Source organism: Gordoniibacillus kamchatkensis (genome assembly GCF_000829455.1).
Taxonomy (GTDB): domain Bacteria; phylum Bacillota; class Bacilli; order Paenibacillales; family NBRC-103111; genus Gordoniibacillus; species Gordoniibacillus kamchatkensis.
The window spans coordinates 1-20,708 of sequence record NZ_JXAK01000035.1 but is presented as its reverse complement, the minus strand read 5'-3'; the positions used below and the strand labels follow the sequence as shown (position 1 = coordinate 20,708).

The window sequence follows — 20,708 nt, the reverse complement described above, 5'->3', positions numbered from 1 at the left end:
TTTCATCGCCACGGATACACCCGCATATCGATCGCATCGTTTACTAGCACCGCGGGACTGCTGGCTCCCCCCGTTATATCCGTCAAGAACCAACCCGTTTATGTTACAATAATCACAACACGCCAATGGATGCCTCAGAGGCAGGAAGGTCCGGAGCGAAGACATGCAGCTTACCAAAAAAGCCATCAAGCAGCGGTGCGGCACATACACCTATCAAATTGGCGAAAGATTAAGCCGCGCGAATAAAGTCCGCTTTACCCGATTCGATCCCGAAAACAACGAATATGCGGCTGAAGTAAAAGGGAGCGCGAGCTGCGAGGTGCGCCTCGCTTTTGACCACGACGGAGAAGCGGTCGCCAAGTGCTCGTGCCCTACGCTCGGTTCCTTCGATTCGTTCTGCCAGCATATCGCCGCCGTCTTGATCCGCCTGCACGACATTCAGCAAAACGGCGGCTTGCAGGCACCGCCGGTTATTGCCGCCTCGCAGCCGAAAGAAACCGCAGCCGACCGTACGGATGATACTCGCATCGCCGAACGAATTCTAGGACTTTTCGACGACAAGCCGGTGCGCCCGATTCACAATAAAACGCTCGCGGAAACAAGAACCGCTCTCGAGGCGGAATTCATCCTCAAGCTCTTGGCCTACCCCAACAACACTTTCATCTTCGGCATCGAGCTTAAGGTCGGCCCCAAATCGGTATATGTCGTACGGAACCTCGCATCCTTTTTGGATCAACTGGCCCGGGGAGAAAGTTACCCCGTCACGGCGAGCTTCAGCTACGATCCCGAAACGCACAGCTTTGCAAAAGAGAACGAAGCCGTTCTTCGCGTTTTGATCGACATGGTTCGGGATACCGCCCAGTATCGCGCTGCACAGCGCATGGTTCCCGCAATCGCCTCCGGAACGAGCGGCGACCGCATGCTGCCGATTCCGCCGCAAGCGTGGGCGGCCATGCTCCCTTTACTGATGAAGGCGCCCAGAGTGACGATTATGGATGGCGACAACAAATATGACGGCCTTCAGCTATCCGACGGACCGCTGCCTCTCCGCTTCGAGTTCGAGCAAGAAGAAGGCGCAGATACGTGCCGTCTCCGCGCTCACGGATTGGAGCAAATTGCGGTAATGGAGCCGTACGGCATCGTTTTCACGAACGGCAAGCTGGTCCGGCTTGCGGCGAAACCGTGCAAACGGCTTGCCGAGCTGAAAGCGATCCTCGAGACGTCGGACCGGCGCGATATTCCGGTTCCGCACGAACAAATCGGGACTTTTATGGAGAAGGTCGTTCCCGGCCTGGCCAAGCTGGGCAGCGTCGACATAGCTCCGGCCATCGCCGAACGCGTCACGCAAGCCCCTCTGCAAGCGAAGCTCTATTTGGATCGAGTAAAAGATCGGCTGCTGGCCGCAGTCGAATTTCAATACGGTGACGAAGTCATCAACCCGCTGGAGGATAGCCGGAGCCAGCGCGACGCTCATCGGATACTTGTCCGGGACCATGAGCGGGAGCGGCGCATCATTGACCTGATCGAGCAAAGCCCGTTCACCAAAACGGAAGCGGGCTACTTCATGAACGAAGAGGAAGCGGAATTCGACTTTCTCCATAACGTTGTGCCGCAGCTGGAACCGCTCATGAAAATTTATGCGACTTCGGCCGTAAAAGTCCGCTTGCTTAAAGGACATGCGCTGCCGAAGGCCAGCGTGCATGTCGCCGCGGCCGAACGAATCGATTGGCTGGAATTCCGCCTGAACATGGATTGGATTCCGGAAACCGAAATCCGCCAAATCGTCAAATCGCTGGAGGAAAAGCGGAAGTACTACCGACTGCCGAACGGTTCCCTCCTGCCGCTTGACATCGCCGAGCTGCAGGAGATGGCGCAGCTTTTGGCGGAGCTGGGCCTCACCTACGAGGATGTGACAGGCTCGACAATCAGCGTCCCTCTTTTCCGCGGGCTCCATTTGACCGATCGGGAATACCGCGGCGTGAAGCTCGACAAGCCGGTTCGCCAGCTCCTCGATAACCTGCGCAATCCGGACAATCTCGACTTCCCGATACCCGATCGTCTGGCCGATGTGCTGCGGGATTATCAGAAGCTGGGCTACCAGTGGCTGAAGACGCTCGCTCATTACGGTTTCGGCGGCATTTTGGCGGATGAGATGGGGCTCGGGAAGACGCTGCAGAGCATCGCTTTTATCGCATCCGTCCTGCCCGAAATCCGGCAGCGGCGCACGCCGGCCCTCGTCGTTTCGCCGGGATCGCTGGTGTACAATTGGCTGAGCGAGCTGCGGAAGTTTGCGCCGGACATTCGCGCGGTAATTGCCGACGGCAACCGAACGGAGCGGGCAAGGAAACTGCGAGGACTGGCGGAGCGACGTCGTCATCACTTCGTATCCGCTCTTGCTGCGGGATGCGGACCTGTACGGTCAGCAATCGTTCCACACGCTCTTCCTGGATGAAGCGCAAGCTTTCAAAAACCATGCAACGCAGACAGCCAAGGCGGTCAAATCGATCCGCGCCCCGTTCCGCTTCGCCCTCACCGGAACGCCAGTCGAGAACCGTCTCGAAGAGCTGTGGTCGATTTTCGACGCTGTCTTTCCGTCTTTGTTCCAAAATCGGAAAGCGTTCAACAATTTGACTCAGAGCGAAGTGGCCAAGCGTTCGCGCCCCTTTATGCTGCGCCGGTCGAAGCGAGACGTGCTGCAGGACCTCCCGGACAAAATGGAGTGGCTCAAGCCTTCCGAGCTGCATCCCGACCAGAAAAAACTGTACGCCGCCTATTTGGCCAAGCTGCAGCAGGAAACGTTGAAGCACTTAAGCGTAGACGGCTATCACAAAAGCCGCATCAAAATTTTGGCCGGCCTCACCCGGCTGCGCCAAATTTGCTGCCATCCCGCCCTGTTTGTCGAAGGATACAAAGGAAGCTCCGCCAAGCTGGAGCAGCTGCTCGACATCGTGGAAGAATGCCGGGCCAACGGGAAACGCATGCTCATTTTTTCCCAGTTCACAGAGATGCTGGGCCTCATTGGCAAAGAGCTGCGATATCTAGGAATCCCTTACTTCTACCTGGACGGCTCAACGCCGACCCGCGAACGCGTCGAGCTTTGCAGCAGGTTCAACGACGGCGAAATGGACGTCTTCCTCATCTCCTTGAAGGCGGGGGGAACCGGCCTGAACTTAACCGGAGCGGATACCGTTATCCTTTACGATCTGTGGTGGAACCCTGCGGTAGAGCAGCAGGCCGCCGACCGGGCGCATCGCATCGGCCAGAAAAACGTCGTGCAAGTGATCCGCCTCGTTGCCAAGGGGACGATGGAAGAAAAAATGTACGAGCTGCAACAAACAAAGAAACATTTGATCGAGGAAGTCGTCGGCTCCGATCGGGAAGACGTTGCTTCCCTGACCGAACAGGACATTCGGGAGATTTTGATGATATGAGGTGAAGCGATTTGGGCTTGCACGGGCTTGCGGAACAACCGCCGCGCGTCTTCCGGTGCCGTTTTCGCGAGAAGAAGCCGCAGGGCTGCAAATCAAGAATCGCCGGGTAATCGATGCGCCGATTTCAACACGATCCACTCGATAATGATGAAATTGAGAAGTAACCCCGCCCATATATTGACATTCAGGACTTCTTCAACCATCTTCTCTCTCCCCCCGGGGAGGGAGAACCCGTTTAACGTATAATAGGCCAGCAGCAGCACTGGTACTAACAGTCGTCCGCTTACGGCAACCAGCGTTATGCCGAAACTCCGAATCATCCATTTGCGATGCTCGCCAAAACGCTTCCTTACCGCGGAACGATACCCTTTCCAGGAAGTAAACAGCCACGTAAGCGCCAATGCTAGAAATGAAGTCGCTTTCGCAAAGTTTTCAATATAAAAAATAACCGCTAGAGCAAGCGCCCCGCTTATCATCACGCTGCCCACATATATCCTTCCGAGATAACGGTGGATGCCCGGGGTTTTTATTCGAATACGCTCGATGAATTGAAAGAAGCCTGCAATTAAAGCTACACAAGCCGTAACAATGTGAGCAATCAAAAGGGGAAATTGTATGGCCGTCGAAGTAATCGGCACACGGCTTTTGGCGGGATTCAGCGTGATATAAGGAGCCACAAAAGGAATGACGACTCCTAAAGAGACAATAAGCAGCAACCACCAACTTTTTTTAGGTCTCACTTCTTTCACACTCCCAGACTTTGCAAATTAGTCTAGCCGGCATCCGGCATTGTAAGGAAAAAGACCGTCAGAGCAAGTCACATGCCCTGACGGTCTTTTGCTGTACATGGTTAGCCGTTCCGCTGTTGCGAACCGTCTTGCTTTACTCCTCTACGTACGAGCAGCAGTAATCGGTCACGCTGTACACGACGAGCTGGAAGCGCGCGTGCGCCGGCACCTCGAACGTGCCGCTGCCGTCGATTTCGAGCCAATCGCTGCGGCCCGGGATCAGCACCTTCAGACGGCCGGCTACAATCTCCATAATTTCCTTCGAATCGGTGCCGAAGTCGTATTCCCCCGGCAGCATAATGCCGAGCGTTTTCCTCGTGCCGTCCGCAAAAAGCACCGTGCGGCTCGTCACTTTCCCGTCAAAGTACACGTTCGCTTTCTTCACGACCGAGACTTGATCGAATTGTTCCGCCATGACAGCCTCTCCTCTCCCGTATAGGCCGGCGGATGCCGGTCTATGCCGTTTCCCTTTATTTCAACAAAGCTTTGACGCGGGCCGCAACGTTCTCGACCGTGAAGCCGTACTCCGGCAAAATGCGGCCGGCCGGCGCCGAAGCTCCGAACTTATCGATGCCAAGCACATCGCCGTCCAGACCGACATACTTGTACCAGGACATCGGGTTCGCCATCTCGACGGCCAGACGGGCTCTGACGTTTGGCAGGATAACCGAATCCTTGTACGATTGCGGCTGCTTCTCGAACAGCTCGAGCGACGGCATGCTGACGACGCGGACGTGAATGCCTTCGGCAGCGAGCTGCTTTTGCGCCGCAACGGCGAGCTGCACCTCGGAGCCGGAAGCGAGAATTTGCGCGACCGGCTGGCCGTTCGCCGCGTCGGAGATCACATAGGCGCCTTTGCGAACGCCTTCCTTCGCCAGCTCTGCCGTGCCTTCGAGAATCGGCAAGTTTTGCCGCGTCAGAATGAGCGCATACGGCGTATCCTGATGCTCCATCGCATAGCGCCAAGCTTGCGACGTTTCGTTGGCGTCCGCCGGACGAAGCACCGTCACGCCGGGCATCGTGCGCAACGCCGGCAGCTGCTCGATCGGCTCGTGCGTCGGGCCGTCTTCGCCTACGGCGATGCTGTCGTGCGTGAATACGTAAATGACCGGCTGCTTCATGAGCGCCGCAAGGCGGATCGAAGGCCGCAAGTAATCGGAGAAGACGAAGAACGTGCCGCCGAACACGCGCAGCCCGCCATGCAAGCTCATGCCGTTCAGCGCCGTGCCCATCGCGAATTCGCGCACGCCGAACCAGATGTTGCGGCTCGCGTAATCGTTGCGGCTGAAGTTGCCGAGCCCTTTCATCTCCGTATTGTTGGAGCTGAGCAGGTCGGCGGAGCCGCCGAACAAGTACGGCACTTTTTTGGCGATGGCGTTAATCGCGGCGCCGGAAGCGGCGCGCGTCGCAATCGCTTTATCCGTCGGAGCGTATACGGGAAGCTCGGCGTCCCAGCCTTGCGGCAGCTCGCCGGATGCGGCGACGCGCAGCTGCTTCGCCAGTTCGGGATGCGCCTGCTCGTAACGGGCCACTAGCTCGTTCCAAGCTTTCTCGGCAGCAGCCCCGCGCTCCTTGACTTTCGCATATTCGGCACGCACTTCGTCCGGCACGAGGAAGTCCGGCTCGGTCGGCCAGCCGTACGCTTCTTTGGTCAGCATCGTTTCTTCCTTGCCTAGCGGCGAGCCGTGCGGACCGGCGTGTCCGCCTTTGCCCGCCTTGTTCGGGCTGCCGTAGCCGATGACTGTCTTCACTTCGATGAGCGTCGGGCGGGACTTGTCCGCCTTCGCTTCCGAGAGAGCCGTCGAAATAGCCGTCAGGTCGTTGCCGTTGTCGACGCGCAGCACTTGCCAGCCGTAAGCTTCGAAGCGGTGGCGCACGTCTTCGGAGAACGACATGTCCAGATCGCCGTCGAGCGAAATATCGTTGGAATCGTACAGCATGATCAGTTTGCCGAGACGCAGGTGGCCGGCGAGCGAAGCCGCTTCCGACGCGACGCCTTCCATCATGTCGCCGTCGCCGCACAGTACGTACGTATGATGATCGATAACGTTAAAGCCTTCTTTATTGTAAGTAGCCGCAAGATGCGCCTCGGCCATTGCCATGCCGACTGCCATGCCGACGCCTTGGCCGAGGGGACCGGTCGTCGCATCGACGCCCGCGGTATGGCCGTATTCCGGATGGCCCGGAGTCAGCGAACCCCATTGGCGGAAGTTTTTGATCTCCTCCAGCGGCAAGTCGTATCCGCACAGATGGAGCAGTGCATACAGCAGCATCGAGCCGTGTCCGGCGGACAGGACGAAGCGGTCGCGGTTGATCCAATGCGGATTGGCCGGGTTGTGGGTCATGTGCTGCGTCCAGAGCGAGTACGCCATAGGCGCCGCCCCCATCACGATGCCGGGATGGCCCGAATTCGCCTTGTCGATGGCGTCAATCGCGAGCGTCCGGATCGTATTGATGGCAAGCTGGTCGATCGATTGGTTGGTTATAGCCATGTAATGATATGCTCCTTTCCGATTCCCTTGCGTGTCTGTTTGGCGCATTAACTTACTGAAGTCACTCCAAATATTGTACCATTTGCATCGTAGCTTTGCCACAACCTGCCTTGAAAATGCGAAACATCGTCTCGACCTCGACGGGCAACGAAAAAAAGGCCGTCCTCGCCAGCGTACCGACGCTAGCGGGGACAGCCTTTTGCCATGCTCGTTCGGTTCCCGGCCCACAGCCGAAAGCCCGTTATCAGTTAAATACAACCGTCTTGTTGGCGTGGACGAGAATGCGGTCTTCGACATGCCAGACGACGGCGCGCGCCAGCACGATCCGCTCGATATGGCGCCCGATCCGCTTCAGATCGCCGGCGTTGTCGCGGTGCGAGACACGCTGCACGTCCTGCTCGATAATCGGCCCGCCGTCCAGCTCCTCCGTCACGTAATGCGCCGTCGCCCCGATCAGCTTCACGCCGCGGTTGTACGCTTGCGCATACGGTTTGCCGCCTACGAACGCCGGCAAGAACGAATGGTGGATGTTGATGATCCGATTGCGGTAATGCTCGATAAACCACGGCGACAAAATCTGCATATATCTCGCCAAAATAATGACGTCCGCCTGCGACGCGGCGACCGTCTCGATCTGGCGCCGCTCCGCTTCCGCCTTCGTGTCGGCCGTCACCGGAATGTAATGGTACGGCACGCCGAAAGAGTCCGCGATCGGCTTCATGTCCGGATGATTGCTGACAATGACGGCGATGTCCGCGTCGAGATCGCCCGCCTGCCATTGCCACAGCAGCTCGAGCAGGCAGTGATCCTCCTTCGACACGAAAATCGCGAGCCGCTTTTTGCGGCTGGCCGGGGAAAGCGTCCACGTCATCTCGAACTGTGACGCTACCGCGGCGAAGTCCGCTTTGAGCGACTCCAGACGGTCCGACAACCCTTCCAAATCGAACTCGATGCGAATAAAAACGGTCCCCCGACGGATCCATCGTATATTGATCCGATTGCACGATATTCGCGCCGTGCTCGTACAAAAACCGCGATACGGCTGCGACGATGCCGGGCCGGTCCGGGCACGAAATGAGCATTCGCGCCCGGTTCCGCATCGCCTCCGTCCCGCGGCCGCTGCTGATGCTGCGCTCCATAAGCTGCCTCCCTAGATCTGGTTGTAGCACCCGACCCGCCCGCCTCGTCCGCCTGTCAGGGCAAACTTCAGCCGCAGCGGGCCGTTCCTGCCGTTACTTTTTACTTCGTCAGCGCCAAAAGCGCGTCTTTGCCCGCCAGCCAAGCGGTGAGACGGTGGTTGATCTGCTCCTCGCTGAGCTCCGGGAACAGGCCTTCCGCCTCGATGAGATCGTAGAGCCGCTCCATCGGCTCCCGGCCGTCTTCCTTTTTCGCCTTTGCGTCGGTTTTGAGCAGCTCCCACGTATTCAGGATGAAGTCGCGGTGGTGAATGTCCTGCTTCGCGAAGAAATGCTCCAGCTTCTCCACATGCTCGGCGAACTCGCCCCCGAACCGATCCAGCGCCGTGCCGCCGAGCAGAGCGATTTCCGCTTCGTACATCGGACGCTCCGCGCCTTCGTTTTTGCCGATCCAAGGCGTCTCGAGAATCATCGGCAAATGCTTCAGCTTCTCGTGGTGCACGACGTCGTAGATCGTTTTGAAGCCGATCCAGCCCGAGCCGACCGGCGCATGCCGGTCCTTCGCGGCGCCGCGCGGATTTTTGCTGTCGTTCAAATGGACGACGGCGAGCTTGTCCAGCCCGACGATTTTGTCGAAATGCTCCAGCACTCCGTCGAGATCGTTCACGATATCGTAGCCCGCGTCATGCACGTGGCACGTGTCGAGGCATACGGTGAGCCGGCCGTTCGACTCCACCTTGTCCATAATTTCCGCCAGCTCCTCAAACGAGCGGCCCAGCTCCGAGCCTTTGCCGGCCATCGTCTCCAGAGCGATGTTGACACTCGTGTCCTTCACCCCGCTGAGCACTTCGTTCAATCCTTCGGCAATGCGGCCGATGCCGTATTCCGGATCCTTGTCCGTATACGCGCCCGGGTGGAGGACGATGTTGCGTACGCCGAGGTAATCGGTGCGGCGAATTTCGTCCTGCAGGAAGTCGACGGCGAGGCGGAACGTATCTTTTTTGTACGAACCGAGATTAATAATGTAAGGGGCGTGCACGACGATTTCGTCAATGCCGGCCTCCTTCATTTTCTCGCGGCCCTCATCGATATATTGGTTTTCGATCGGTCTGCGCCTCGTATTTTGCGGCGCTCCGGTATAAATCATAAACGTGCTGGAACCGTACGAGAGTGCTTCCGTAGCAGCGTTAAGCAGCCCCTTATCGGAAAACGAGACGTGCGAGCCGATTTTCGTCATTACATTATCCCCCTTCGTTCATCACCAAATATTATCTTTTTATTTTACCCTTTCCCACTCTACAAGTCTACTAGACGGCATCAAGCCCGGGGATGAAGCGGGCTGATCTTTGCGGCGTGGCCGCCGTCCCTGACGCGCCTTGGCTGCCCGTGCACAAATGCGCTATAATAACCGTGAGGTGACTTTCCCTGTGAGCAATTCCATGTTCATGTGGTTTATCATGTTTTGGGTGTTCGTGCTGCTGTTCTTCATGTCCGTCGGCGGCTACTTCATGTTCCGCAAATTTTTCAAAGTGCTGCCGCGCGCCGACGGCAAATCGAAGCTCGACTGGCAGAACTACTATGTCGAGACGTCCCGGCATCTGTGGACGGACGACGCCAAGGCGTTTCTCGACCAGCTTGTCTCCCCTGTACCGACGGCGTTCCGCGACATCGCCAAACATTCGATAGCGGCCAAAATCGGACAGCTGGCGCTGGAGGAGAAGGCGCCGGAAGTGACGCGCGACCACTGCCTCCGCGGCTACATACTCGCTACGCCGCGCCGCGATTACAAGAGCCTGACGAGCTTTCTGGACAAGAATAACATCGACTACAGCTCCTACAAGCATCTGCTGCAATAGCGCAGTCAGGAAGCGGCTAATGCCGTACCCTGCACCCTTATCGGCAAAAAGGCCGCCCGCTCCGAGCTCCGGCTCGGGAGGGGCAGCCTTTTTTTTTTTTGCTACGCTGGTTGTATAAAGCTGCGCCCGTAGTGGGCTGATTTCGCTGCGGTAAACGGGCACCGTCCCGAAGCAAAGCATGTATCCTCGCATGCGCGCTGCTTGCCGCCCGGTTTACGCCAGCTGCGCCGAGCTGCATTCCCGCTCAACCGACTGCGGCGGCACGGGCAGCCCCGCGGTCCGTTCGGCGTTCGCGCAAATTTGGCAACGGCCGAGCGGTATCGTCGTCCGGTAAAATCCTGTGCGGAATACGAGCTCCGCTTCCGCTCGCGGCTTTACGGCACAGCACTGTATGCAATAGATCGATTCGTGTGCTTTCGTCACGGTACAACACCTCTTCTTTCTAAGAGAATAGCCCTCTATAGAATGAAATTTATGACGAAAAGCGTCTATTTATGCTAGCAGTACGGAAAGAAGACGCCTCATGCTCCGAGTATTGTCAAACTTCGCCAGCTTTATACGGCATAAGGCATGGATTTCCTTTGAATTTCCAATCCCCGCTTTTCCGCCGCAAGGCAAGAAACTTCCGCCCGTTTCGCTAAAACTCGATAGCGACTTTGCGCCCTTCCTTGGCGCTGCGCAAGGCGCCGTGCACCATCGCCAGGCTGCGGATGTTGTCGCGGCAGTCGGTTTCGGCGCGGCGCCCTTCCTGCAGCGCCGCGAACATTTCGTCCAGACAGCCGGCGTGCCCTTCCCGGCCTTCCCAGTCCAGTTCGGCCGTGAAGCGCTCCGTCCGCCGCAAAAACGCCGGCTCCGCATCCGCTATTGCGACCTCGTACGTCGGCGCGCCATGGCCGTCCCACAGCACCGTGCCGCGCGAGCCGACGAGCCGCCACGAGCTTTCCCACGACGTCGGCGCTCCTTCCGCGCACCACGAGCCGCGATAGCTGAACACGGTGCCGTCGGCATACTCGAACAGGCATACGGCGGAAGCGTTGCCATTGTACCACGAGCCGGGCGGATTCCACTCATGCGCCGTGACGGCGATCGGATCTTTGCCTAACATAAAGCGCGCCTGGTCGAACGTATGAATCGCCATATCGAGCAGCAGCGGGCTGTCCATCGCTTCGCGGAAGCCGCCGAAATGCGGACCGAGGAAAAAGTCGGCGCAAGCGAAGCCGATCTCTCCGGCACGGCCCGAGGCGATGACGTCCCGCAAAGCGCGGATGCGCTTGTCGTAACGGCGGTTTTGCATAATGGCGCAAAAACGTCCGCTTCGGTCGGCAGCGGCAACAATATCGCGCGCCTGCTCCATCGTCGCTCCGAGCGGCTTCTCCGCCATCACGTCGCAGCCCGCGGCGAGCGCAGCGGTCACGACGTCGCGGCGGCTGTCCGGCACGGCGACGTCGAACATGAGCGTCGCGCCGGTCGCGCGCAGCGCCTCGCCGACGTCCGTAAACGTCGGGCAGGTCAGCCCGAACTTTTGCGCGAACGCCTCCGCGCTGGCCGGAAACTTATCCGCCAGCCCCACGATTTCCGCATCCTGGCGCGCGAGCGCGTACTCCGCCCACGTCCTTGCCATATTGCCGCAACCGGCGATCACGATCCGATGCCTCTTCATCCCATTTGCCTCCTTTGGCTTGAACAGATCCGTTTTCTACCAGTTTACCAGCCGCAGCGGCAAATCACAAAGCGAGGCGGCGCTCGATTTTCGCCGTTCCGGATGGTACGATATGGTTATGGCCGAAGGATCGGATTGCACGCGTCAGCCCGCGTTTCGAGTTTCGCGAAGCTGGCGCCGGAGGAGGCATAGTTATGGCCGCGACGGCCGTTCTCATATTGCTTGCGGCAGCGGCAGTCGCCTTTGGCGGCTGGTATGCGCTGTTCATTTTGCCGACGCAATGGCTGAAGGTGGAGCGTATCACACGGCCGCTCGGCCTGAACGTGACGATGCTGCAGCTGAGCGATCTGCACGTCGAGCAGCTGCGCATCAAGCCGGAGCGCATCGCCAGGCTCATCCGCGCGGAGAAGCCGGATTACATCATGGTGACGGGCGACTTCACGCAAAAAGAGGCGCAGCTGCCAATGCTGCGCCGTTATCTCGAAGTGCTGCGCGGCAGCGGCGTGCCGGTGTTCGCCGTGCTCGGCAACCACGACTACCAGCTGCGCAAAGTCGGCCGGCTCGTCAAGCTGCTGGAGCAATGCGGCGTACGGCTGCTGCGCAACGAGCACGTGCCGCTGGACCGTTTTGAGCTGATCGGCATCGACGACTATGGCAGCGGCAAAAGCCGCATCGGTCCCGCTTTTGCCGGCGTCTCGGCGGAGCTGCCGCGCATCGTCATTACGCACGACCCGAACGTCGTGCTCCAGCTGGAGGAACGCTACGACTATTTGCTGGCCGGCCATCTGCACGGCAAGCAAGTGAACATCCCGTTCTTTTTCCGGCTGCGGCCGATGGGCAAGCTTCCGGCGATGGGCATTTACAAAGGGCTGCACACGAACCGCTACGGCACTTACTATATTTCCAAAGGGCTCGGCCAGACGAAGTACAACATTCGCCTGTTCGTACGCAGCGAAGCGACGGTGCACCGACTGTGACGGGTTCGCATGGCGTCACTTGGACTGGTCGTGCTTAACCTTCACGGTTACGCTTTTGGTTGTGACGTGTCCGGCGTGGTCCTCCGCCGAATACTCGATCGTATAAACCCGCCCCGGTCCGTCGCCGGTGCGCTCCGCGCGAAGCAGGAAAGTCCTGTCGTCGGGGTCATTATGCGCGTGTTCAAACGTGACTAACCTTGGCAGCCATAAAGGAACGTAGTTCCGTTATGGCACGGATAGAGGGGCATCGGAACAAGCTTAACGGAACGTAGTTCCGTTATCTGTCTGAAGCCAGAGTGATTCTCAGCCAAAACGTGGAAATAACGTACCGACGTTCCGCTATTTTCGGGAAATACCCGGGAAATAGGCCGATAGCGGAACAATTTTCCGCTAACCCCCGAGGCTAACCGGAGTCAAGTTTGTTTATCGGCCACTATGCTAAGCAAACCAGCTCCATTCGAAAACAAAGGCTTGCCCAACACTCCAAAACACTCCATTGATCATTGCGACTGCTCCCGTAATTCCGGAAAAAACTAACACCGCAAGCACAATCCCCTCGCCCCCAAGGGGAGCAATGTTACTATCCCTATTCCCCCCTCACTAGCAAGCTACAATCAATCCCTGCCAAACCGCGCCACCGCAATCATCTCGTAAGGCCTCTCCTCGCCGCATTCGAACAGGCACAGTATCGTGCCGTCCCCGGCGATAGCCAAGTCGGAATAGGCCGCCGGACCTTCGTGCACGACTTGCACGATCGACCAAGTCGCGCCCCCGTCTGCGCTCGCCTTGACCGTCAAGTTTTCCCGCTTCAGGCTGGAAGGGTTGGAGAACAGCAGCCCGCCGCGCCCGTCTTCGAGCACGCTCCTTGGCACACCGGTTCGACGAGCGCCTCGTCCAGCCGGATGCCCGTCCACGAGAGCCCGCCGTCCCGGCTCCAGGCGGCGGCACGCCGGTTGTGGCCGTGGTAGCTGCGCATATTGAGATACACGATGCCGTCCGGTAATTCAGCGAGTGCGCATTCGTTCGTATGCTCGTCGGCTATGCCCCCGATGTGCCACGTCGCTCCGTGATCGTCGCTGTAAATGACGTGCGCCGTATACGGTCCCGACGCTGCGGCATCCGGCTGCAAGGCGGCGTGATTGCACGGCACGATCAAGCGCCCGCTCCGCAGCTGCACCGCGTGGCACGGGCCGGTGGCGTACCAGGTCCACTCCGGACGTTTTACATCAGCAGTAATCTCATTCGGCTCCGACCAAGTGATGCCGTCGTCGTCGCTCTTCATGGCAAGCACTTGCCGCGATCGCACCCCCGCCAAAATGTCTTTCTCGTGCCCGTCCTCCTCGTTGCGGCACAGCAGCAACCAAATCGTTCCCGTATCCCGGTCCTGAACCGGGCACGGGTTGCCGATCGTATTCGCGCCGTCATCGGCGATGATCCGCAGCGGCCCCCACGTTCGCCCGTGGTCCGTGCTTCGCCGCAGCGCGACATCGATGTCGCCGGCGTCGTCCGGCCCGTTTTTTCTGGCTTCGCAAAAGGCGAGCACCGTGCCCTCCCGTGTTACCAGCAACGACGGAATCCGAAACGTATGATAGCCGTGCGTTCCTGCGGCGAATATATTTTGCTTCTCCAGCACTTCTGGCTCTCCTTTCCGTGGCATTGCTCCGTCGCAATCATCAAGCTGAGCAGCGCACCGCTCGTCACCGCGAAGCCTTCTAACGTTGCGATCCGCCAAGCCGGTGGCGGCGCAGCGTTTCGCTTTGCGCATAATAGCTCTCGATCCGCTCGCGCTCTTCCCGCGTGAACTGCTTCAGCGGCTGGCGGACTGTCGGCGTTGCCAGCACTCCTTGCAAGTACAGGATGTATTTCTCGTACGCAATAACGTCGAACTGGACCATATGCGCGATCACTTCGTTCGCCTCCGCCTGCAGCGCTTGCAAAGTCGGCATATGCGGCCGCTCCTCCGCCGAGACCAGCTCGTGCATGCGCACAAACAGGCCAGGCATCATGTTGAACGTACTGCCGATAGCGCCGTCCGCCCCGGCCGAGGCGCCTCCCGCATACACTTCGTCGTGTCCGTTGTAAATGAGAAACTGTTTGCCGCATCGCGTGCGAATTTGCTGCATTTCAAACAGATTGAGCGAAGTGAATTTAACGCCGATGCATTGCGGGGTACGGCTCAACTGCTCGTAAAAATCCATCGTCAGGCTGACGCCCGTCGCTCCGGGAAAATGATACACGATCATCGGCAGCGAGGTTGCCGCCATGATAGCTTCGTAATGCTCGCGGATTTCTTTCATCGTTACTTTGTAATAGAACGGAACGACCGCCGATACGGCATCGGCGCCTTGCCGCTCCGCATGCTTGGCGAGCCGGATCGATTCCTTCGTCCCGATGCAGCCGACGTGCGCCACGATCGTGACTCGGCCTGCGGCGGCGCGGACGACCGTCTCGAGTATTCTTTCGCGTTCGTCGCTTGTCAGGATAAACGCTTCGCCTGTGCTTCCGCCGACGTAAAAACCGCGGATGCCTTGCCCGATCTGATGCTCCACCAACCGCTCAAGCGACGGAAAATCGATCTCCCCGTCCTCGCTCATCGGCGTCAGCAGCGCCGTAAATATGCCGCAGAACGCGTCGCGCGTCTTCACGCTCTTGTTCATTGCCGTCCCATCCTTTCCGTTGCCGCTCTACAATTGAATGGCCAGCGGCGTTGCTCGACTGTATTGTAGCTCGCGGGCAGGCGGCGCGAATTTCATTTTTTTAACCGGCCTCTCATTTCTTTACCGGAGAGGCGCTTGTATAATGAAATTAGAGAACCAGCACCGGTCAGGAGGGGGGGACGGCGCGTCATGTATCCGCAGTACCTTTTCGAATATCCGAATGACGGCTCCGACTTTCCGTTCTATATGAAGAAAAAAAGGTATACGTCCGTCCCCGCCCACCGTCACGATTTCATCGAATTATCGTTCGTGCTCGAAGGAAAAGGAACGGAGCGCATCAACGGCGCCGAACACGAGATGCTGCCCGGGACGGTCGTGCTGCTGCTGCCGTATCAGATTCACGATTACCGGGCCGCCGCCGGCGATTCGCTGCTGATGTACATATGCAATTTCGACATGAAGCTGCTCACTTCCGGGCCGGAGGCGGCCTGGGGGCTGCGCGAGCTGCTGCTCGGCAAGGACAACGCCCGGCCGGCATACGTTCAGCTCGCAGGCGGCACTTTCGAGACAGGGCTGCGGCTCTGGGAGCATATGTATCAAGAATACGAATCGTCGCGAATGTGGAAGCCGATTATGCTGAGAGCTCTGCTGATGGAAGCGCTGTCAATGTTCGTCCGAAGCGGCTCGGGGCGCGGATCCGGGCGGGCCGAAGAGCAGCTGCCTGAAACCTCGAATGCGAAAGATATATGGCCCGTTGTGCAGTATGTATACGACCACTATCTTGATCCGCTGTCGCTGACCGTCTTGTCGGAAACGTTCCGCATCCACCCGTCGCAGCTCAGCAAACAGTTCAGCGAAGAGTTTGGCAACCATTTCGTCGATTTCCTGCACGAGCTGCGCATTCGCCATGCCTGCAGTTTGCTCATGACGTCGGATTTGCCGATTTCGCAGGTCGCTTACGAATCCGGGTTCGCTTCGTACCCTACGTTTTCCCGGGCTTTTCTGCGCATCAAAGGAATGGCGCCAAGCGAGTACCGGGAACGGCGCGGGCGGAGAGGGGCTGCCGAGCACCCGATCAGACAAGGAGGGCTTTAACCGATGGAACCGGAATCGACCCGCACCCGCACCAGCACCGCCGCACCGCTTGGCGAGCCGCGCAAGGCGCTCGCTCTGTACTTCTCGCTCCCGATCTTGTCGTGGGCACTCTATGATTTCGCCAACACGATATTTTCCTCGAACATCGTGACGATCTTCTTTCCTTTCTACCTGCAAAATGTTATCGGCAAAAACGAAGTCATGAACCAGATCGCCAGCACGTTCATCACGTACACCAACTCGGTCTCCAGCTTCTTTCTCGTGCTGCTGTCTCCGCTGTTCGGCACATGGATCGACCGCACCGGCAAGAAAAAAAGCTATCTCGTGGCGTTCACGCTGCTATGCGTCGCCAGCACGCTGCTTATGGGCGCCGCCGCAGGATGGAAGACAGGCGCGGAATGGTTCGGCCTGAATGCGGGCCTCGCTTTGGTGCTGCTCATGTTTATGTTCGCCAAGTTTTTTTACAATTCCGGACTTATTTTCTACGATGCGATGATCGGCGATTTGGCCAAAGGGAAAGAAGTCGGGCTCGTCTCCGGGTTCGGCGTCGCCGTCGGCTACGTCGGCACGTTAATGGGGCTCACCGTTTACCCGCTCGTCGGCGAGCACGGGTTCCACAAAGCGTTCATCCCGAGCGCGCTGCTGTTTCTGCTGTTCTTTATGCCGCTGTGGCTGTTTTATCGCGAACGGCCGCAGGCCACGAGGTCGGCACCGGCCGGCAAGCCGGCTTGGTGGCGCGGCTACGCCGACATTTGGCGCACGTTCAAGGAGGCGCGGCAGTACAAGAACATTTTCCTGTTTATGATTGCTTACTTCCTGTTCAACGATGTGATCGCCACCGCAATCGCCGTCATGTCCGTATATGCCAAGGCAGTCGTCGGCTTTTCCACCGGGCAGTTCATCTTGCTGTATCTCGTCTCCACCGTCTCGAGCATCGCCGGCTCGTTCGCGTTCGGCTACGTGACCCGCTCCGTCGGCGCGAAGCGCACCGTTACGATCGTCGCGGCGCTGCTCATCGCCGCCGTGACGCTGGCGTCGACCGCGGCTAGCCAAGGCATGTTTTGGGCCGCCGGTTCCATGTACGGGATTGCAATGGGAGCGATGTGGGTTGCGTCGCGAACGCTCATCGTCAATTTGTCGCCGCCCGAGAAGCGCGGCCAGTTTTTCGGCTTGTTCGCCTTCTCCGGCAAATTGTCGTCCATCTTCGGTCCGACGCTGTACGGCACGATCACGCTTGTTCTCGCGGAAACCGGCAACCTCGCTTCCCGCATCGCCCTAGGCTCGCTGGTCGTACTTGTCGCCGTCGGATTGCTGTTCCACGCCAAAGTCAAAGTCGAGCACGACCATGCTTAACTGAGAACGAAAAAAATGGAGCGCATTCCGTTATCGGAATGCGCTCCATTTTGCTCAATGCGGTCGGTGGGATTTGAACCCACACGGGCTTGCGCCCGCCACCCCCTCAAGATGGTGTGTCTGCCGTTCCACCACGACCGCGTATAAAATTGGAGTGAGCCATGAAGGACTCGAACCTTCGACACCCTGATTAAAAGTCAGGTGCTCTACCGACTGAGCTAATGGCTCTCGCTGGCCCGTAAAAGTGCCCCGGCGCGATCAAGCGCGTACCCGGAAACTTTGCGAGAGCTGAGCGAATCGATGACCCGTAGGGGATTCGAACCCCTGTTACCTCCGTGAAAGGGAGGTGTCTTAACCCCTTGACCAACGGGCCACGCTGCTGACGTCCTTTTTGGACGGCAAAAGTTATTATAGCGGATTCGCTCCCGGATGGCAATACTAATTTTCGTTATGTTATGCTGAAGCTAACCTGTCCATACACAATAACCTAAAACTGCCAACGGGGTGCCCTGCCATATGCTCATTTACAACACCGCCACGAATCAATTGACGCGAGAACCGGAGCCGCGGCTGCCGGCGGAAGGCGAGGTCGTCTGGATTCGTCTGCACGCGCTGCAGCCGCAAGAGGTCGAACGCGTGCTTGGCGACATGTATCGCTGCCATCCGCTGCTGGTCGAGGATTGCATCAAGCTGAAGCAGCGGCCGAAGCTCGACCACTATACGAACAATGTGTTTCTGACCTTCTACGCGATCGATCCGAAAACGTTCCAAACGGAGGAGCTCGGCATCGTCGTCGGCCCGAACTACATCATTACGGTATGCAAGAAAGAGCCCGATTTCCTTGAAACCGTTACCGGTTATTTCGAAAAAATCGCCGAGCGGATGCACCACACCAGCGATATTTTGCACTATTTGCTCGATTCCTGCGTCGACGATTATTCCGCCCTTATCGACCGGCTCGAAAACCGGATCGAGAAAATGGAACAAAGCATTTACAACAATCCGTATGTCCGCGTCGGCCACACCATTTTTCAGCTCAAGCGGGAGCTTCACCGGCTGCGGCGCGCCGTTTCCGAAGAACGGGCGATTTTGAGCGAAATCACGCAAACGAATTTCCCTTATTTGCGGGCGGAAAATAACGTCTATTTCATCGACATCTACGATCATATTTCCCGCGTCGTCGATTCTCTCGACATGTTCCGGGATTCGCTAACCGGGCTGCTGGAGCTGCAAATGAGCATGAAGGCCGACCGCATGAACGAAATTATGAAGACGCTGACGATCATCTCCACCATTTTCCTTCCGCTTACGTTCATCGTCGGTTTATACGGAATGAACTTCCGCGATATTCCCGAGCTTTCATGGCCTTACGGGTACTTGTACGTCTGGGCGCTGATGATCGCCGTAGCTCTCGGGCTGATCTGGTACTTCAAGAAGAAAAAGTGGATGTAAGTCCGGCCGCCGGCGCTACGCGAGCTTCGCAATATGCAAATCGCTGCGGCAGCTAAGGTCGATGAACGTCCCTTTGCGGCAGACGACCGGATTAACCGGATCGTCGGGATGGACCATCACGACGATGGCCAAGTCTCCGTCCGACAACGTAACTTCGACGCCGATGAGGCTGTCCATCATTTTCCGCAAAAACACCGTCGTCACCTCGGGGGAGAAGCGGCCGAACGAGCCGTCGCGAATTTGTTCGAGCACCTGGTGGAAAGGCACGGCGTCTTTGTATATGCGCCTCGAGGTCATGGCGTGGAACACGTCGGCAACCGCCACGATTTTGCTCAGCTCGTCGATGTCCGGCCCCATCAGGCCGAACGGATAGCCGCTGCCGTCTTCGCGTTCGTGGTGCTGCAGCGCGACGTCGGCGACGCGGCCGGGCCCGAGCGTTTTCAAAATGAGCTCGTACCCGTACACCGTATGCTGCTTCATCAGCTCGTATTCGTCCGGGGTCAAGGCCATCGGCTTGTTCAAAATCGAAAGCGGCACCTTCACTTTCCCGATGTCGTGCAGCGTGGAGGCGAGCGACAGCGCCGTGAGCGTTGCCTCGTCATAACCGAGCCATTTGCCGATGAGCGTCGAGATGACCCCGACGGCGACGTTGTGATGGTAGGTGTAGTCATCCATTTCCTTCAGCTCGGCAAGCACGGAAATAAGCCCGGCCCGGTCCAAAATGCGCCGCAGCTTCGGGATATAACGGATATAAACGTCGTCGATCGGTATTTCCTCCGTCGCCCTTGTCCGCTCGCAAATCGACTTCATGTCCGCCGCCGCGTCGCGCACCCATTGCCGGTATGCGTCTTCCTCCGGGCCAACGTCGTCTTCGGTAAGCAGAATGCGGTGGTCTGCAAGACTTTCCAGCATTTCCTCGGTAAGTCGGGTATCGGCCGCCAGCAGCAAGCTGCCGTATTCGGAATAGATGTTTTTGCTAAGCCTGCGGCCTCTCCATTGCAAAATTAGTTGGTCCTCCAACACCCAGCTCCTCCTAGCAACAGTTATCCCCTTCAAGCCTGCAAATCGGGCGCCGGGGGCCGCGAAGCAAGAAGAAACGGCCAAGGGCCGTCCGTTTCCGGCTGCCCCCCGTTTCTCGCACGGAATCGGCCCAAGTATAGGCCAAGCCTATACTTTCCGATGTAGCGAAAAAAACCATTTACCGACAAGGGTAAATGGCAGTTTCCCTGTTCGGCAACCTGGCAACCATTGACTGACGTCTTTAGGCCCATGGCTTTGCGTCCCTGCTTTTCAACAGGTTTGCTGTATCGCAGCGGTATAATTGGCGATCTTTGTCTTTTATTATCGAGTATTTTACACGATTTGTAAATATAATTATAGAACAGTCAATAAATTTACACAATTTCCCACGATGTGACGGCAAACGCCACAAATCGCTCGGTCCTGTAAGGCAAAATGGCCCCACGACCGGGGAGCGAAGTTTCTTCCGGCCTCGAAACAACAAAAAGCGGCCCCCGCAGGGCCGCTTCATCGCATCGTTCATCAAGTATGTATGGCGGAGAGAGAGGGATTCGAACCCTCGCACCACTTACGCAGTCTAACCCCTTAGCAGAGGGTCCCCTTGAGCCACTTGGGTATCTCTCCATAGAAAATGGCTCCCCGAACAGGACTCGAAACAATGCGCTGAACATTCCTCCGCTGCTCCAATTGCTCTTTCGGCAACTACAGCGAGCTTCTCGCGAAAAACGACTCCGCAGTTGCAATTTCGGACAACTGCGGAACAATTTTGGCAGGAAGCCGGCCTCGTGCAC

The 20,708-nt window shown here is 58.0% G+C and carries 17 protein-coding genes, 4 tRNA genes, 1 pseudogene and 1 riboswitch; of the genes and pseudogenes, 7 read left to right on the top strand and 15 right to left on the bottom strand.

Going from position 1 to position 20,708, the window contains the following annotated elements:
• Positions 1-163 precede the first annotated feature (163 nt).
• Positions 164-2,452, top strand: a complete 2,289-nt coding sequence (locus tag SD70_RS19225) for an SNF2 helicase associated domain-containing protein (protein WP_331436817.1) — start codon at positions 164-166, stop codon at positions 2,450-2,452.
• Entirely contained in the window at positions 2,394-3,431 is a 1,038-nt protein-coding gene (locus tag SD70_RS39870) for a DEAD/DEAH box helicase (RefSeq protein ID WP_331436819.1), read from the top strand. Before SD70_RS19225 ends, SD70_RS39870 begins: the two co-directional genes overlap by 59 nt.
• A gap of 92 nt (positions 3,432-3,523) precedes the next feature.
• On the opposite strand, the gene SD70_RS19220 is transcribed toward SD70_RS39870, so the two are convergent.
• The 5 genes and pseudogenes from SD70_RS19220 to SD70_RS19200 all read right to left on the bottom strand — a co-directional run bounded on the left by SD70_RS19220 (position 3,524) and on the right by SD70_RS19200 (position 9,084).
• Entirely contained in the window at positions 3,524-4,171 is a 648-nt protein-coding gene (locus SD70_RS19220) for a DUF2306 domain-containing protein (protein WP_041049143.1), read from the bottom strand.
• Positions 4,172-4,313: 142 nt separating this feature from the next.
• Positions 4,314-4,634, bottom strand: coding sequence for a pyrimidine/purine nucleoside phosphorylase (gene ppnP, locus SD70_RS19215; RefSeq protein WP_041049142.1), 321 nt, complete (start codon positions 4,632-4,634; stop codon positions 4,314-4,316).
• A 55-nt stretch (positions 4,635-4,689) separates the two neighbouring features.
• Positions 4,690-6,711, bottom strand: a complete 2,022-nt coding sequence (tkt, locus tag SD70_RS19210) for a transketolase (protein ID WP_041049141.1) — start codon at positions 6,709-6,711, stop codon at positions 4,690-4,692.
• A 244-nt stretch (positions 6,712-6,955) separates the two neighbouring features.
• Positions 6,956-7,850: pseudogene (gene purU / locus SD70_RS19205) on the bottom strand (formyltetrahydrofolate deformylase).
• Positions 7,851-7,950: 100 nt separating this feature from the next.
• A complete protein-coding gene (locus SD70_RS19200; protein ID WP_041049140.1) occupies positions 7,951-9,084 on the bottom strand; it encodes a deoxyribonuclease IV in 1,134 nt (377 codons plus the stop codon).
• A 157-nt stretch (positions 9,085-9,241) separates the two neighbouring features.
• On the opposite strand from SD70_RS19200, the gene SD70_RS19195 reads away from it, so the two are divergent.
• On the top strand, positions 9,242-9,703 hold the full coding sequence (locus SD70_RS19195) for a DUF2621 domain-containing protein (RefSeq protein WP_041049139.1): 462 nt from the start codon (positions 9,242-9,244) through the stop codon (positions 9,701-9,703).
• A gap of 213 nt (positions 9,704-9,916) precedes the next feature.
• Here SD70_RS19195 and SD70_RS19190 read toward each other — a convergent pair whose 3' ends face one another.
• Together SD70_RS19190 and SD70_RS19185 are read right to left on the bottom strand one after the other, a co-directional pair.
• Entirely contained in the window at positions 9,917-10,126 is a 210-nt protein-coding gene (locus tag SD70_RS19190; RefSeq protein ID WP_041049138.1) for a hypothetical protein, read from the bottom strand.
• A gap of 214 nt (positions 10,127-10,340) precedes the next feature.
• Positions 10,341-11,363, bottom strand: a complete 1,023-nt coding sequence (locus SD70_RS19185) for a Gfo/Idh/MocA family protein (RefSeq protein ID WP_041049137.1) — start codon at positions 11,361-11,363, stop codon at positions 10,341-10,343.
• Between the two features lie 194 nt (positions 11,364-11,557).
• On the opposite strand from SD70_RS19185, the gene SD70_RS19180 reads away from it, so the two are divergent.
• Entirely contained in the window at positions 11,558-12,340 is a 783-nt protein-coding gene (locus tag SD70_RS19180; RefSeq protein ID WP_052487640.1) for a metallophosphoesterase, read from the top strand.
• Positions 12,341-12,954: 614 nt separating this feature from the next.
• Here the strand turns inward: SD70_RS19180 and SD70_RS33630 are convergent.
• From SD70_RS33630 to SD70_RS19170, 3 genes are all read right to left on the bottom strand, one after another.
• Positions 12,955-13,200, bottom strand: coding sequence for a sialidase family protein (locus SD70_RS33630; protein ID WP_052487639.1), 246 nt, complete (start codon positions 13,198-13,200; stop codon positions 12,955-12,957).
• Positions 13,149-13,973 carry a sialidase family protein gene (locus tag SD70_RS19175; RefSeq protein ID WP_052487638.1) on the bottom strand — a complete coding sequence of 275 codons (825 nt, stop codon included), beginning with the start codon at positions 13,971-13,973 and terminating at the stop codon, positions 13,149-13,151. The genes SD70_RS33630 and SD70_RS19175 overlap by 52 nt, the downstream gene beginning before the upstream one ends.
• A gap of 79 nt (positions 13,974-14,052) precedes the next feature.
• Complete coding sequence (locus SD70_RS19170; protein ID WP_041049136.1) at positions 14,053-14,997, bottom strand: N-acetylneuraminate lyase; 945 nt, start codon at positions 14,995-14,997, stop codon at positions 14,053-14,055.
• Positions 14,998-15,186: 189 nt separating this feature from the next.
• Here SD70_RS19170 and SD70_RS19165 point away from each other — a divergent pair, with 189 nt between their 5' ends.
• Both SD70_RS19165 and SD70_RS19160 read left to right on the top strand, forming a co-directional pair.
• Positions 15,187-16,092 carry an AraC family transcriptional regulator gene (locus SD70_RS19165; RefSeq protein ID WP_041049135.1) on the top strand — a complete coding sequence of 302 codons (906 nt, stop codon included), beginning with the start codon at positions 15,187-15,189 and terminating at the stop codon, positions 16,090-16,092.
• A gap of 3 nt (positions 16,093-16,095) precedes the next feature.
• On the top strand, positions 16,096-17,445 hold the full coding sequence (locus SD70_RS19160) for an MFS transporter (protein WP_041049134.1): 1,350 nt from the start codon (positions 16,096-16,098) through the stop codon (positions 17,443-17,445).
• A gap of 58 nt (positions 17,446-17,503) precedes the next feature.
• On the opposite strand, the gene SD70_RS19155 is transcribed toward SD70_RS19160, so the two are convergent.
• From SD70_RS19155 to SD70_RS19145, 3 genes are all read right to left on the bottom strand, one after another.
• Positions 17,504-17,586: transfer RNA gene (locus SD70_RS19155), tRNA-Leu, on the bottom strand.
• A 14-nt stretch (positions 17,587-17,600) separates the two neighbouring features.
• Positions 17,601-17,673, bottom strand: a tRNA-Lys gene (locus SD70_RS19150).
• Positions 17,674-17,746: 73 nt separating this feature from the next.
• Positions 17,747-17,818: transfer RNA gene (locus SD70_RS19145), tRNA-Glu, on the bottom strand.
• Positions 17,819-17,961: 143 nt separating this feature from the next.
• Between SD70_RS19145 and corA the strand changes: the two genes are divergently transcribed.
• A complete protein-coding gene (gene corA / locus SD70_RS19140) occupies positions 17,962-18,897 on the top strand; it encodes a magnesium/cobalt transporter CorA (RefSeq protein ID WP_041049132.1) in 936 nt (311 codons plus the stop codon).
• A 15-nt stretch (positions 18,898-18,912) separates the two neighbouring features.
• On the opposite strand, the gene SD70_RS19135 is transcribed toward corA, so the two are convergent.
• Together SD70_RS19135 and SD70_RS19130 are read right to left on the bottom strand one after the other, a co-directional pair.
• A complete protein-coding gene (locus tag SD70_RS19135; RefSeq protein WP_052487637.1) occupies positions 18,913-19,917 on the bottom strand; it encodes an HD-GYP domain-containing protein in 1,005 nt (334 codons plus the stop codon).
• Between the two features lie 209 nt (positions 19,918-20,126).
• A riboswitch (cyclic di-GMP riboswitch) is annotated at positions 20,127-20,211 on the bottom strand.
• A 239-nt stretch (positions 20,212-20,450) separates the two neighbouring features.
• A tRNA-Ser gene (locus SD70_RS19130) sits at positions 20,451-20,541 on the bottom strand.
• Positions 20,542-20,708: the final 167 nt, after the last annotated feature.